The organism is Kitasatospora sp. NPDC018619 (assembly GCF_044391605.1).
Classification (GTDB): Bacteria; Actinomycetota; Actinomycetes; order Streptomycetales; family Streptomycetaceae; genus Kitasatospora.
Window position 1 is genome coordinate 179,191 of the sequence record NZ_JBISAI010000002.1, and the last position, 13,135, is coordinate 192,325.

Annotated in this window: 12 protein-coding genes and 2 CRISPR repeat arrays; of the genes, 10 read left to right on the forward strand and 2 right to left on the reverse strand. The window is 73.4% G+C overall.

Annotated elements, in window-relative coordinates; genetic code table 11:
* Positions 1–215 precede the first annotated feature (215 nt).
* From ACH5AR_RS03380 to ACH5AR_RS03395, 4 genes are all read left to right on the forward strand, one after another.
* Positions 216–1,883 carry a multicopper oxidase family protein gene (locus ACH5AR_RS03380; RefSeq protein WP_396299691.1) on the forward strand — a complete coding sequence of 556 codons (1,668 nt, stop codon included), beginning with the start codon at positions 216–218 and terminating at the stop codon, positions 1,881–1,883.
* 566 nt (positions 1,884–2,449) lie between these two features.
* The gene (locus ACH5AR_RS03385; protein ID WP_396299692.1) at positions 2,450–3,274 is read left to right on the forward strand and encodes a SigB/SigF/SigG family RNA polymerase sigma factor; all 825 of its coding nucleotides are present in this window, start codon (positions 2,450–2,452) and stop codon (positions 3,272–3,274) included.
* A gap of 93 nt (positions 3,275–3,367) precedes the next feature.
* Complete coding sequence (locus ACH5AR_RS03390; protein WP_396299693.1) at positions 3,368–4,297, forward strand: DUF5133 domain-containing protein; 930 nt, start codon at positions 3,368–3,370, stop codon at positions 4,295–4,297.
* 90 nt (positions 4,298–4,387) lie between these two features.
* Positions 4,388–4,828: an SRPBCC family protein gene (locus tag ACH5AR_RS03395; RefSeq protein WP_396299694.1), complete on the forward strand. Its 441-nt coding sequence runs from the start codon at positions 4,388–4,390 to the stop codon at positions 4,826–4,828.
* Here ACH5AR_RS03395 and ACH5AR_RS03400 read toward each other — a convergent pair.
* The gene (locus tag ACH5AR_RS03400) at positions 4,782–5,225 is read right to left on the reverse strand and encodes a hypothetical protein (RefSeq protein ID WP_396299695.1); all 444 of its coding nucleotides are present in this window, start codon (positions 5,223–5,225) and stop codon (positions 4,782–4,784) included. The two genes, ACH5AR_RS03395 and ACH5AR_RS03400, sit on opposite strands and share 47 nt — an antisense overlap.
* Positions 5,226–5,354: 129 nt before the next feature.
* Positions 5,355–6,418: direct repeats of the CRISPR family, unit length 24 nt; unit sequence TCCCTGCACGCGCAGGGGTCAGCC.
* A 395-nt stretch (positions 6,419–6,813) separates the two neighbouring features.
* On the opposite strand from ACH5AR_RS03400, the gene ACH5AR_RS03405 reads away from it, so the two are divergent.
* Both ACH5AR_RS03405 and ACH5AR_RS03410 read left to right on the forward strand, forming a co-directional pair.
* Positions 6,814–7,227 carry a restriction endonuclease gene (locus tag ACH5AR_RS03405; protein WP_396299696.1) on the forward strand — a complete coding sequence of 138 codons (414 nt, stop codon included), beginning with the start codon at positions 6,814–6,816 and terminating at the stop codon, positions 7,225–7,227.
* 102 nt (positions 7,228–7,329) lie between these two features.
* A complete protein-coding gene (locus tag ACH5AR_RS03410) occupies positions 7,330–7,761 on the forward strand; it encodes a hypothetical protein (RefSeq protein ID WP_396299697.1) in 432 nt (143 codons plus the stop codon).
* A gap of 164 nt (positions 7,762–7,925) precedes the next feature.
* Here the strand turns inward: ACH5AR_RS03410 and ACH5AR_RS03415 are convergent, their stop codons facing one another.
* Entirely contained in the window at positions 7,926–8,132 is a 207-nt protein-coding gene (locus tag ACH5AR_RS03415; RefSeq protein ID WP_396299698.1) for a hypothetical protein, read from the reverse strand.
* Between the two features lie 964 nt (positions 8,133–9,096).
* A CRISPR array of direct repeats spans positions 9,097–9,491; the repeat unit is 29 nt; unit sequence CGGCTGACCCCCGCGGGTGCGGGGAGGAC.
* 593 nt (positions 9,492–10,084) lie between these two features.
* On the opposite strand from ACH5AR_RS03415, the gene ACH5AR_RS03420 reads away from it, so the two are divergent.
* From ACH5AR_RS03420 to ACH5AR_RS03435, 4 genes are all read left to right on the forward strand, one after another.
* Positions 10,085–11,455 (forward strand): sensor histidine kinase, encoded by a 1,371-nt coding sequence (locus ACH5AR_RS03420; RefSeq protein ID WP_396299699.1) that lies wholly within the window; start codon positions 10,085–10,087, stop codon positions 11,453–11,455.
* Positions 11,419–12,075, forward strand: coding sequence for a LuxR C-terminal-related transcriptional regulator (locus ACH5AR_RS03425; protein WP_396299700.1), 657 nt, complete (start codon positions 11,419–11,421; stop codon positions 12,073–12,075). Before ACH5AR_RS03420 ends, ACH5AR_RS03425 begins: the two co-directional genes overlap by 37 nt.
* 162 nt (positions 12,076–12,237) lie before the next feature.
* Positions 12,238–12,507 carry a hypothetical protein gene (locus tag ACH5AR_RS03430; RefSeq protein ID WP_396299701.1) on the forward strand — a complete coding sequence of 90 codons (270 nt, stop codon included), beginning with the start codon at positions 12,238–12,240 and terminating at the stop codon, positions 12,505–12,507.
* Positions 12,500–13,129 (forward strand): DUF6879 family protein, encoded by a 630-nt coding sequence (locus tag ACH5AR_RS03435; protein WP_396299702.1) that lies wholly within the window; start codon positions 12,500–12,502, stop codon positions 13,127–13,129. Before ACH5AR_RS03430 ends, ACH5AR_RS03435 begins: the two co-directional genes overlap by 8 nt.
* The last annotated feature ends 6 nt before the right edge of the window (positions 13,130–13,135 follow it).

The following is a 13,135-nucleotide window of genomic DNA, read 5'->3' on the forward strand; positions in this document are numbered from 1 at the left end:
CCTGGGCGCCCCTTCGCGGCGTCCCTTCGCGGCGTCCCCCTTCGCGGCGTCCCTTCGCGGCGTCCCTTCGCGGCGTCCCCCTTCGCGGCGTCCCTTCGCGGAGTGCTCCCCGATGTGCCGGCGTGCTCCCCGATGTGCTGCGGAAGGCCCAACCCCGGCCGGCGCGCGGTGTGCCTGAACGCAGCAGTACGGAAGCAGACCTAGATTGCCCGCTTATGAGAGAAAACGTCGGAATCAGTCGTCGCTCGGTGCTCAAGGCCGTTCCCGCCGCCGCCGTCCTCGCGGTCGGCTCCGAAGGCCTCCTCGGCCGGCCCGCGAGGGCGGCCGGCGCCTTCCCGCAGCCGCTCGTCCGGAGGGCGCCGTCGGCCCCCGGGAGGCCGGGGGCGGTGCTGGACCAGACGCTCGACGTGCGGTTCACGACGCTCACCGTCCCGGGGTACGGGCCGGTCACCACCCGCACCTACAACGGCACCGTCCCGGGGCCGACGCTACGGGTGCGCGGCGGGGACGTCCTGTGGCTGCACCAGGTCAACGGGCTGCCGCCCAACCCGCCGGGCCCGCCGGGCGTGCCGGACCCGGGCGCGCCCGAGCCGTCCGGCCACGGTCACCGCCACGGCGGCCACAACCGGCCGCACCGCCCGAACAGCTTCAACCTGCACACCCACGGGCTGCACGTCCCGCCCACCGGGAACGCCGACAACGTCCTGCGCGAGTTCCGGCCGCGCACCGCCGAGGAGGTCGCGGCCGGCGCCCCCGAGCCCCGCTACCTGACCACGGTGCGGATCCCCGTCGACCACCCCGCCGGGACGTACTGGTACCACCCGCACGCGCACGGGGCCACCGCCGTCCAGATCGCCGGAGGGATGGCCGGGGTGATCATCGTCGAGGGCGACGTCGACGAGGTGCCGCAGATCAAGGCCGCCGCCGACCTGGTCGTCTGCATCAACGAACTCCGGATCAAGGACGGCACGGTCGCCGAGTTCGCCTCCGGCGACGCCCTCGCCGCCGTCCAGCCCACCTTCACCGTCAACGGCGCGGTCAACCCCACGCTGACGCTGCGCCCCGGCGAGGTCCAGCGCTGGCGCCTGGTCGCGGCGACCGCCCTCACCTCGCTCGCGCTCCGGATCGCGGACGGGGAGCGTTCGTTGACGATGCATCAGATCGCCATGGACGGTGTGACCTTCGCCGCGCCCGTAGCCACCGAGTTGGTCCCGCTGGCCGCGGGCAACCGCGCCGACGTGCTCGTCCGGGGCGGCGAAGCCGGGAGGTACGAACTGCGGGCCGCCGGCGTGCCCGTCCCGCTGATGACGGTCGAGGTGGCGGGCGAGGCCGTCCGGCCGCCGATGGAGCTGCCGACCGCGCTGCCGCAGGGCAAGCCCTTCCTCGACGAGAAGGACATCGCCAACCCCGACGCGGACCGCAGGATCGTCTTCCACGTCGACGCGAACGTCTTCGACCAGCCGTTCCCCAACGCCTTCCGCGTCCTCGGCAGCCACCCGACCCCCGCGGCCGACCCGGGCGGCGACCTCACCCGGGACCCGGCCTACGGCCTGTACGACCCCGAGTACGTCAACCACACCCTGGAGCTCGGCGCCGTCGAGCGGTGGACCCTGCACAGCGACGACACCATGCCGGCCTTCCACCACCCGTTCCACCTGCACACCAACCACGTCCTCGTCACCCACCGCAACGGCCGGCGGCTCGACCCGCCGGTCTGGCAGGACACCGTCGACCTGGCCGGCGGCCGGCCGGGCGACACCGTCACCCTGCTGGTCAAGTACGAGGACCACCCCGGCCGGACCGTCCTGCACTGCCACCAGCTCCAGCACGAGGAGCTCGGCATGATGCAGCTGGTCGAGTACGTCCGCCCGCGTCCGCGCTGAGCGGGAAAAACATCGGGAACATGCGTTCGGTGCCGCTCCCCGGGGTACAACCCCCTTGCAGCGGCCGTGCGGTTCCGGCTGCTCCAAGCACCCCGGGCGGTGCCGATCGGGGCCGTACCCGACGAAGCCGGGCGCAGGCCCCCGGGAGGAACCGCGACACGCCGCACGAGGCGACTCGCCGCATGAGGTGCCAGTCCCGTACGCGGCGACGGGTGTCCGGCCCGGCGCCGAGGAGCGATCACGTGTCCGTTCACCTGGAAACAGCTGACCTGAGAGTCGTCGACCTGAGGGCCGTCGATCTGCGGGCCGTCCGCCGGAACAGCAGGCGGTACGGCGGCCGGGATGCCGATCGGAATGTCGGGCGGGACGCCGACCGGGGCGGCGGCAGGGATGTCGGGCGGGAAGCCGACCGGGGCGGCGGCAGGGATGTCGGGCGGGATGCCGGGCGGGGCGTCGGCCGGGATGTCGACCGGGGCGTCGGCCGGGGTGTCGGCAGCGATGTCGGAGCCCGGCCGGGGGCACCGCCCGACCTGCCGCGACGCCCCACCGCGGCCGAACTGCGCCGGATGGGGAAGGCGGAGGCCCGCGAGCTGAGCGACGCGCTGTTCGCGCGGCTGGCCGGGGCGGCCCGGGAGAGCCACGCCTACAGCTACGTGCGCGGCACCATCATCGAGCTCAACATGCCCCTGGTGCGGTTCATCGCCGCCCGCTTCCGCCACCGGGCCGAGGACATGGAGGACATCCTCCAGGTCGGCACGATCGGCCTGATCAAGGCCGTCGACGGCTACGACCCGCGGCGCGGCGTCGAGTTCGTCACCTACGCCATCCCCACCATCACCGGCGAGATAAAACGGTTCTTTCGGGACACCTCCTGGCCGGTACGGGTGCCGCGCAGCATGCAGGAGCTCTACCTCACCGTCGCCCGCGGCTCCGACCGCCTGGAGCAGGAACTCGGCCGCCTGCCGCGTCCGGAAGAGCTCGCCGAGGACCTGCACGTCAGCGTCGAGGAGGCCACCGAGGGCCTGATGGCCGGCCGCGTCTACCGCCCCAACTCCCTCGACGCCCTGCGCGAGGAGGACGACGACGAGAGCGGCAGCGCCCTGCTCGACCGCCTCGGCGGCTGCGACCCCGGCATCGAACTCGCCGACTTCCGCGCCGCCGTGCGCCCCCTGCTGGCCCGCCTGCCCGAACGCGAACAGACCGTCCTGAAGCTGAGGTTCTGGGACGGTTGCACCCAGTCCAGGATCGCCGAGCGCATCGGCGTCTCCCAGATGCACGTCTCTCGGCTGCTCAGCGCCACTCTCACCTGGCTGCGCGAGGAACTGGAGGACCGGGACGCCCCCGGCTGGAGCGACGAGGACGCCGGGGAGGGCTCGCAGGGCGCCTGCTGAGACGGGCCCGACGTGCGGGTGGGGGCCGGGCGGCATGGTTTCACTGTGTGATCGGCGCATACTTTCCGTAAACACACGGAGGTACTCATGCCCATGGTGGATGTCGCTGCCCTCGGCCGACTGGTCGCGGAGTACGAGGCCCTGGCCCCGTCGAGCTCGCCGGAGGCTCGGCAGCGGCTGCGCGACGTCTGCTACACGATCGGCATCTACACCGGCGAGGCCGACGCCGCCCGCGCCGTCGCCCGGGCCCGGATCCTGCTGGAACGCCAGGGCCGGGCCGACGCGGGCGGCGCCGCGGCCGGAGCCCCGGCGACCGAGCGGGCCCGCTCGGCGCTGCTCGCCGTCCTCGGCGAGCTCGCCGCCCGCGACCGGGTGCGCTCCGCGCCCCTGCCCACCCTGCACGACGTCGTGCAGCTGACCAGGGTCACCGTCCCGGACTGCGTGGGCGCCGCCGTGAGCACCTGGCACGACGACGGCACGGTCGAGACCTTCGCCGCCACCCCGTCCTACCTGCTGGCCCTCGAACGCGCGCAGGGGGAGGCCGAGTTGGGCCTCATGCCCCGGCTCCGCCGCCAGGGCGAGGGCCAGGTCGTGGTCCGGCTCGACCCGGGCCGCCCGGACCGCTTCGGCGACCGCGCCCGGCGCTGCGGCGTGCGGGCCGTGGCCGGTGCCCACCTGCGCACCCACCCGGCCGGCTGCACGGTGTTCAGCGCCTACCTGCGTACCCCCGTCGACCCCGGTACGCCCGCCCTCGGGCTGGTCGAGGTGCTCGCCCTCCAGGCCTCGGCCGCCCTCGACCGCTTCGCGCTGTCCCGGGCGGTGGCCGACCTGCTCGACCGCCGGCACGCCACCGGCCTGGCCATCGGCCTCACCGCCGAGCGGTTCGACGTCACCCCGCACACCGCGCTCAACCTCCTGGTCGGCGCCGCCCAGCGGCTGGGCACCGACCTCGCCACCGTCGCCCGGCACCTCGTCGACGGCGACCGGCCGCGAGCCGCGCCCGGCGAGCGGAGCGGCCCGTAGCGGGGGAGCGCTTCGTGTGGTGCCGACGGTGGCCGGGCAGGCGCACGGGCGGGCGGGAAGGCCCCGGCCACGTCGGACGAGGAGGTCCTCATGAGCCGGAGGGTGAAGGAATCCGTGGACGTGGCCGTGCCCCTGCACGCCGCCTACAACCAGTGGACGCTGTCCGAGGAGTTCCCGCGCTTCATGGCGGGCGTCGACTCCGTCACCAGGCTGGACGCCCGCCACAGCCACTGGCGCACCAGCATCGACGGCGTCGCTCGCGAGTTCGACACCGAGATCGTCGACCAGGAGCCGGAGGAACTCATCGCCTGGCGCACCACGGACGGCGAGGCCGACCGCAAGGAGGTGGTCACCTTCCGGCGGCTCGACCCCGGCCACACCCGGGTCACCCTCGCCGTCGACCTCCCGCCCGCGGGGCCGGGGCAGACGGCCGCCGAGGTCAGGAGCGCCGTCGACCACCGGGTGAAGGGAGACCTGCGACGGTTCAAGGAGTACGTCGAGGAACGCGGCCGGGGGCGGCGCGGTCCGTGACGGCCCGGCCGCCGCCGTGCCGGCGCCACCCGGGCACGGCCGCCGCCAGCAGCGGCAGGGCCACCGCCGCCGCGAAGACCGAGAACAGGTAGTCGCCCGACACCGTGCCGTACGCCAGCAGCAACACCTGCACCCCGGCCGTCGCCGCGACCACAGGCCTGCCGGGCAGCGGCCGCCACAGCTCGCGCACCCCGAACGCGTTGGTCCCGACCATCACGAGCCCGCCCAGTGCCATCAGGTGCGGCAGCACCTTCGACCTCGGCGCCACCTCGTCCTCCAAGCCGATGCCGCTGGAGAACAACGGCACCGCGATGCAGAAGTACAGCAGTACGGCCACGGCCTCCAGGCAGAGGAGGAGGGAGGCCGTGGCGCGCGAGAGCCAGGAGAGGCGGGTCATGGGGGGCCTTGTGGGGTGAGGGGGCGGTGGCGTGATGGTGGGGCGGGGCGTGGGAGGATGGCTGGGGCTGAGGCACCGCAGCATAGTCAAGAAATGGCAAAGGGCGCGCGGCGGTGCAGGTGGGGAAGGGTCCTCCCTGCACGCGCAGGGGTCAGCCGCTGGTCCGGGCCCACGCCACGACCGTCCTCAAGTCCTCCCTGCACGCGCAGGGGTCAGCCTGCGGCCTGCCGGAGACGCTGCTGCACGGCGACGTCCTCCCTGCACGCGCAGGGGTCAGCCGCAGGTTCGGGGCGAGGTGCAGGCCGCGTTGGAGTCCTCCCTGCACGCGCAGGGGTCAGCCGGGTGCGAGGTGTGCGAGGAGTCGCAGGACTCGGTCCTCCCTGCACGCGCAGGGGTCAGCCGCGTTGACGATGTGTCGTGAATTTCGGGTACAAGTCCTCCCTGCACGCGCAGGGGTCAGCCGCACCGGGCGGAGACCGCCACCCGGCCGATTCCGTCCTCCCTGCACGCGCAGGGGTCAGCCGCTGCCGTTGCAGCCGATCGCGGACGAGCTCGGGTTTTCCCTGCACGTGCAGGGGTCAGCCGCCCCCGGTCTGATCCCCACCGTTGGCGCGGGTTTTCCCTGCACGCGCAGGGGTCAGCCGGACTTTGAGCGGGCGTCCGAGCCGTGGCGGGAGTCCTCCCTGCACGCGCAGGGGTCAGCCGGCCCGCACCTACAACGGGTGACCAGGATGCCGGTCCTCCCTGCACGCGCAGGGGTCAGCCGCACCGACGTGCCGATCGGCCTGGCCGACGGCAGGCCTCCCTGGACGCGCAGGGGTCAGCCACGGGCCGAACGCCGGCAGAGAGCTTGGGGCGAGTCCTCCCTGCACGCGCAGGGGTCAGCCGCTCAAGAGGCTGGAGGGACGCTTGGTCGTGGGGTCCTCCCTGCGCGCGCAGGGGTCAGCCGGACCCGCTGACCCGGCCGCTGGTGGAACGGTTGTCCTCCCTGCACGCGCAGGGGTCAGCCGCACACCACCGCGGCCGTAGCGCTCGCCGCCGGGTCCTCCCTGCACGCGCAGGGGTCAGCCGGTCACTGCGTCTGCCCGATTCCGCCACTCGCCGTCCTCCCTGCACGCGCAGGGGTCAGCCGACGACGCGGGCGTCCCAGGGCATGTGCATCGAGTCCTCCCTGCACGGGCAGGGGGCAGCCAGCCGTCGTAGGTGTGGCGGACGGATCAGGGTGCCTGGGGCAGGTTCGGCCGCTGGTTGCCGGGAACCGGCCAACTCGGGCTTCCGCCCAGCGGATTTCGCCTGGATCGCAGGCGCACGGCCGCGTCTGCTTCTACGCTCGTCCGAATACCGTGGCGTGAGGGGGAGTGCCGTGGCCCGTAGGCCTGTTCGGCGGCGACGGCGGTCGGCTGCCGCCCGCAAGGTGCGGCAGAACGTGCCGTTGCTCGGGGCGGCTGCGCTTCTCCTGGCCGTCCTGGCCTCCTTGGTGGTCCGCTGGCTTGCCCAACACCTTCTCCTGGTCGCCGCCTTGCTGGTCGTCGGTGTCGGAGCGGGTGGTGCCGTCCTGCGTTCGCGAGTACGCTCCCGGCAGCGGGAGTTGGACGCGCGCAACGCCCAACTGCGCCACATCGGACCGCTCCTGGCAATGACGCCGAAGGCCTTCGAGCATGCGCTGGCGGACCTGTGCCGCAGGGACGGCTGTACGAAGGTGAAGGTGGTCGGCGGGGCCGGTGACCTGGCGGCGGACGTCCTGGCCACCACCCCGACCGGGCAGCGGATCCTCATCCAGGCCAAGCGGTACGGGCCGCGGACCTTCGTCGGTTCCCAGGACGTCCAGAAGGTCAACGGCACCTACCGCGACGTCCACCACTGCGACCTGGCCGCCGTGGTGACGACCAGCTCCTTCACCAAGGCCGCCGTCGCGTTCTGCACCCAGGTCGGCATACGCGCCGTCGACCAGCGGGCGCTCGCGCTGTGGGCCGACGGTCGGGGCCGCCCGCCGTGGGCCTGAGCCGGCCTTCCGTACCGGGCTGTCGGAGGCTCCGTCTACCCTGACGACGCTGCGGCCGCCAGTGGTCTTCAGGGCGGCGGGGAGCAGGGAACGGTGCGGGTCATGAGCGTGGACTTCTTCTGGCGGCGGGTGGACTGGAAAGCGCTGGACGACCTGTCGCCGAAGCAGCTCCGTGCCCTGGTGCCCGGGTGGTTCGACGACGATTTCGGGCCACAGCGCGACGCCGGTGTGGTCCTGGCCGTGGAGCGCAACGGGTACCTGATGGATGTCGCACTGACGGCGGCGGTCGGTGGGAGTGGCCCGGAGGTGGCGGCTGTCCGTCTGCCGCTGTTCGGTGGCGAGGAACGTGTGGTCGTCGAGGGGGATCCCGACCGCGGCGACGAGTTCACCGAGACCAGTGTGTGGGTGCTCCGGCCCGAAGAGGTGCGGGCGGCATCGGCGTTCCTGGAATCCGTGGGAGTCGGCGACCTGGTGGGGAGGGTGGAGGCCACGCTGGCGTCCGAGGTCGCCGGGCTCGGGTTCGTAGCCCCGTGATCGGCGGCGTGGGGCTGCGACCTGACAGCCGACCTCCGCGCGCTGGCGGACTTCTTCGCCGCGGCTGCGGCGGCAGGCGACGCGATGGTCACGTTCGAGTCCGCGTGACGCGTGGAGGCGCGTTCGGTGCACCGGGCGCTGCGCTGCCACCGCCCTCGCCCGGGCTACTGCGGCGGGTCGGCGGGCAGGAGCGGTCCGGAGTGCCCGTCGGGGCTGCCGAGCCCGGTGGTTCCGTCGTCGGACGGCTGCTGCGCGGATGCGTCCGGCAGCGGCATCGACGGGTGCGCCGCCCCCTTGGCGGGCCCACGGGAGCCGAAGCCCCGCCGGTCGTGCCACCGGCCTTGCCGCTCACGCGGGATCCTGTCACTCATGGCGGCATCCTCCTGACCTCGGGGCTCACCATTGTGTCCCGTCCGACGGGGAGCCCGCGACGAAAGGCCCGGCACCACCCCGCGCGCGGGAGACGCCGAGTCGCCTGAGTCTCCTGAGTCGCCTCGTGGCACGGTGGGCAGCGGGGCTCCGCGGGCGAGGGTTGTCCGAAGGGGTCGGGCGTCGGCCGGAGGTCGTCAACGTGGCGGCGCCGATTCGGTCCCCTCACCACCAGTACCCTCGCGTTCCAGGGGGGACCGTGCACACCCGCACCACCACCGCGGCCGTCGTGGTCGCACTGCTCGCCATCGGCTCGGCCGCCTGCTCCAACTCGTCCAGTAGCCCGAAGGAGGCGGGGCGGTCGTCGCCGCCCCCACAGCCACGACCGTCCCACCTCCCCCAGCAGCAACCACCACAGCCGTCAAGGTCAAGGTGGCGGGAAGCGCAGTGGCGACCTGACCGCCGAGGACGACCCGACCCACCTGCTCGGCCGGCCCGGTCAGTACACCTCGAAGGTCACGTTCACGGACTCGCGGATCAAGGCGTCGGACGTCGATGGCGAGGAGGCCGACTCGGTAGCCCGCGGCGGGGCCGTATAGGTCTTCGCCACCGAGGCCGACGCCCAACGGCGCGCCGACTACATCCAGGGGATCGTGAGGTCGATGCCCGCGGCGACGGAGTACGACTACGTCAAGGGCACGGTACTCATCCGCGTCTCCAAGCTGCTGACACCCTGGCAGGCCGAGAGCTACAAGGCAGCCATCGGCGCCTAACCGGCGAAGTCGGTCCCCGTCCCCCGATCGGATCCGGGTGGGAGCACGGCAGGCCAGCGACCCCTGGAGTTCCGCCAGCAGCGAAGTCCTCACCCGCCCTAGCGCACACCAACCGGACTGCCCGCACGCGGATCGGGGCCGTTGGAGCCTTCTTGCGCAGCTGGTCGGTTGCGGACCCCGGGCACCAGCGCCCCGGCTGACCCCCGCGGGTGCGGGGAGGACGGTGACGTTGACCTCGTAGGCGTCGGCGACGGCGGCTGACCCCCGCGGGTGCGGGGAGGACGCGGCCGCGGTCGGCGGCTGCTCGGTGCCCGGCGGCTGACCCCCGCGGGTGCGGGGAGGACCAGGCTCGGGTCCACCAGGACCAGGCCGAGCGCGGCTGACCCCCGCGGGTGCGGGGAGGACGGCGCCAGCGACGGTACCGAGGTGCTGGCCGGCGGCTGACCCCCGCGGGTGCGGGGAGGACATCACCGCCGGCGACGTCCCCCTCGCCACGGCCGGCTGACCCCCGCGGGTGCGGGGAGGACGTGGCGCTCTGGTATTGGGCGTCCACGAGATGCGGCTGACCCCCGCGGGTGCGGGGAGGACACTTCGTGACCTGGTGCGATGTGGCGGCTTTGCCATTTCTTTACGCTGCTGGCCGTGCTGTCCACGAACGCCACTCCACTCTAGTTGAGCTGTTGAGGCGTCACGCCCCCGGAGGGCGTGGATTCCGCCGTTGTCCCGCCGGCTCTAGCGTCGGTCACGTGCCGCCCGAGGGCCGCCGGCGGTCGTCATGGCGCGGGAGGACAAGGGCCCGGCATGGCGGTTGGTGGGAGCGTGGAAGCGGTTCGGCGTTGGCGCTGGACTGCTGTACACCGGGCTGCTCGGGGCGGCAGCCCGGAGCCGACTGGAGCCTCGCGGGCCGGAGTTGGCTCGACGTCCTGGGCAAGGGCGTACGGCGGCCCGTCAGACCGGTTGGTGCCACGCCGCGCCGTGGCGGTCGGGCTGGTGACCGCGACGGGCGTGCCAGCGCTGGTCCCGCAGGTACCGGAGCAGGAGCATCCCCAGCCTCGGGTTCGTGCTGCCGGGGCGGGGTGCCTTGCGGGGACGTACCGGCTGGCGGGCGCTTGGCGGCTGACGGCCGACCGGGCGACTGCGATCATAGGCGGCCCGTACCACCGAACCGGACCGGAGGCCCCGTGAGCAGCCCGCAGCCCCCAGGCGCCGGCGAGCCGCGCGCCGCCGCCGGCGGCCGAGGGGCGCGCCTCGCCGCCGCCCCCGAGCTGCGCGCCGCCGCCCGGGCGCTCGGGCGGCTCGCCGTCTTCACGCTGCTGATACCCGCCGGCGTGGTGCTGGTGACGGCCTTCCTGCTGTCCTTCCTGCTCTGGGGCTGCCTCGGGGTCTTCCCGCTCCTCCCGGCCATCACCCGGCTGGTCCGCTCCGCCGCCGGTGCCGCGCGGTGGGCGGCCGGTCACTGGTCGCAGGTGCCCGTCGCGCCGCCGTACCGGCCGCGTCCGGCCCTGGAGCGCACCCTCCACGGCTGGTACTGGACCGGCCACGACTACCACAAGAACCGCTGGTTCGCGGGCATGGCCCTCGGGCTGCGCTGGATCTGGAACGACCCGGCGACCTGGCGGGACGCCCTCTGGGTGATCGCCGATCCGCTGGTCGGCGGCGGCATCGCGGCCACTCCCGTGCTGCTGGTCGGCGCCGGGCTGTACGGGATCGTCCAGGCACCACTGCCGTACGACCTGCCGTTCGGCCTGCCGTCCGGTGTCCTGGCCACCCTCCTGGCCGCCCTCCTCGGCCCGGTCCTGATCGCCGCCGGACTCGCCCTCGCCCGACCCGCGCTGCACCTGCACGGCCGGTGGACCCGCGCCCTGCTCGGCCCCACCGAGCGCTCCCGGCTCGCCCGGCGGGTCGAGCAGCTCACCGAGATCCGGCTCGACGCGACCGAGGCACAGGCGGCCGAACTGCGGCGGATCGAGCGGGACCTGCACGACGGGGCCCAGGCCCGGCTGGTCGCGGTGAGCCTGCGCCTGGGCGCGGTCGCGGCGCTGATCGATCGCGACCCCGACCAGGCGAAGCGCGTGGTGACGGATGCCCAGGAGAACGTCACCCAGGCCCTCCAGGAACTGCGCGACCTGGTGCGCGGCATCCACCCGCCGGTGCTCGCCGAGCGCGGCCTCACCGACGGTGTGCGGGCGCTGGCCCTGGACGTCCCGCTGAAGGTCGAGGTGCGGGCCGAACTGCCGGGACGGGCCGAGGCGCCGGTGGAGTCGGCGGTCTACTTCGCCGTCAGCGAGGCGCTCACCAACGCCGTCAAGCACGGCGGGGCCCGGCACGCCGCCGTGCACCTCACCCACGGCGCCGGAGTGCTCCGCGCCGAGGTCACCGACGACGGCCGCGGCGGCGCCGACCCCGACCGGGGCAGCGGCCTGCGGGGCATCCGGCGCAGACTCGCCGCGTTCGACGGTACGCTCACGCTGACCAGCCCCCCGGGGGGTCCGACCAGGCTGATCATGGAGCTACCGTGCGTGTTGTCCTCGCCGAGGACCTCGTCCTGCTGAGGGACGGACTCTCCCTGCTGCTCGGCGCCCACGGGCACGAGATCGTCGCGGCGGTGGAGAGCGGCCCCGAACTGGCCGCCGCGCTCGCCGAGCACCGCCCCGACATCGCCGTCGTCGACGTCCGCCTGCCCCCGACCTACACCGACGAGGGGCTCCAGGTCGCCCTCGCCGCCCGCCGCGAACGGCCCGGCCTGCCGGTCCTGGTCCTCTCCCAGCACGTCGAACAGCTCTACGCCCGGGAGCTGATCGCCGACGGCACGGGTGGCGTCGGCTACCTCCTCAAGGACCGCGTCTCCAAGGCCGACCAGTTCGTCGACGCCGTCCGTACGGTCGCCGCCGGCGGCACCGTCATGGACCCCCAGGTCATCTCCCGCCTTCTCGCCCGCAACGCCTACGACCAGCCCCTCGCCCTGCTCACCCCGCGCGAACGCGAGGTCCTCGCCCTGATGGCCGAGGGCCGCTCCAACGCCGCCATCGCCCAACGGCTCCACTTCAGCGAGGGCGCCGTCAGCAAGCACACCTCCAGCATCTTCGCCAAGCTCGGCCTCGGCGCCTCCGACGACGACAACCGCCGCGTCCTCGCCGTCCTCGCCTACCTCGACGGCACCCGTACGCCCTGAGGCGCGGCCGACGCACACTGTCGCGCGGGATGCCGAGGTGCCGCGACGATGGTCATCTCGGAGTATCGGGCGAATATCCTAAGCATTCCCCTGACTTGCCGTCAGGTGTAGAGTGGCGAAAAGGGTGGTCTGCGCCGAACGCGATACCGATCGGGGGCGGGTATGGCTCGTGGCTGGGAAGCCGATCCCTCCGCTTTTCTGGAGAAGCGCCTGGGAAAGTCGGCAAAGGAACTCGGGACGTCCGACAGCCGCGATGAATGCCCGGACATCTGGCAGCTCTCGAACGGCGACATCGCCGTGATCGGCCGCGACCTCACCGACGACTACCGTGACCGCCTCCCCGGAGACGTCGCGCTGGGCCCGGGCGAACGGCTCGTCGTCATCCCCGGCATCATGCTCAGCACGGCGAAGGCGGATATCGCGGATGCCTGATCGGCTGTCGGCTCCGCGCGCTCCCGAGCTGCGTCCCGAGTGGGGCGAGGCGCTCACCCGGGACGAATACCGGCGCGACTTCCGCGAACGGGACGCGCTGGTACGCGGCCGGGATTCCTGGAAGCTGGAGCGGCGCCAGCACTTCGAGGAGCAGGGCAGCCCGAGTTGGGAGGCCGCCCGGCGGGGAGACTGGGGTGAGGCGCTGCGCCTCCTGGAGGGCCGACGCGAGGCGCTGCGCGAGATCGGCCGGGAGGACGCGGAGCGGCAGTCGTTCTTCCACCGCGTACGGGTCGTCGAGCAGCCGCTGACGACGTACCTCCGGTGGGAGCTGCATTCGCTGCGGATCCGGGCCGAATGCGGCGAGCGGATCCGTGTCGTCGGCGCCGAGATGCTGGCCGATTCCGAGGAATTCCACCAGCTGCCGGAGATTGTCGTCCTCGGTGGACGCACGCTCTATCAGGTCCGGTATTCGGAGGAGGGAATTCCCGTGGGAGCGGTCAGGTTCACCGAGCCCGGAATCGTCCTCCGGTGGGAGAGTTACCTCGCGGATCTCCACCGGGCGGGTGAAGACGTCGTGGCGTACGTCGATCGCGAGGTGGCACCCCTCCTCCCGCCCGCGTAGGAATCG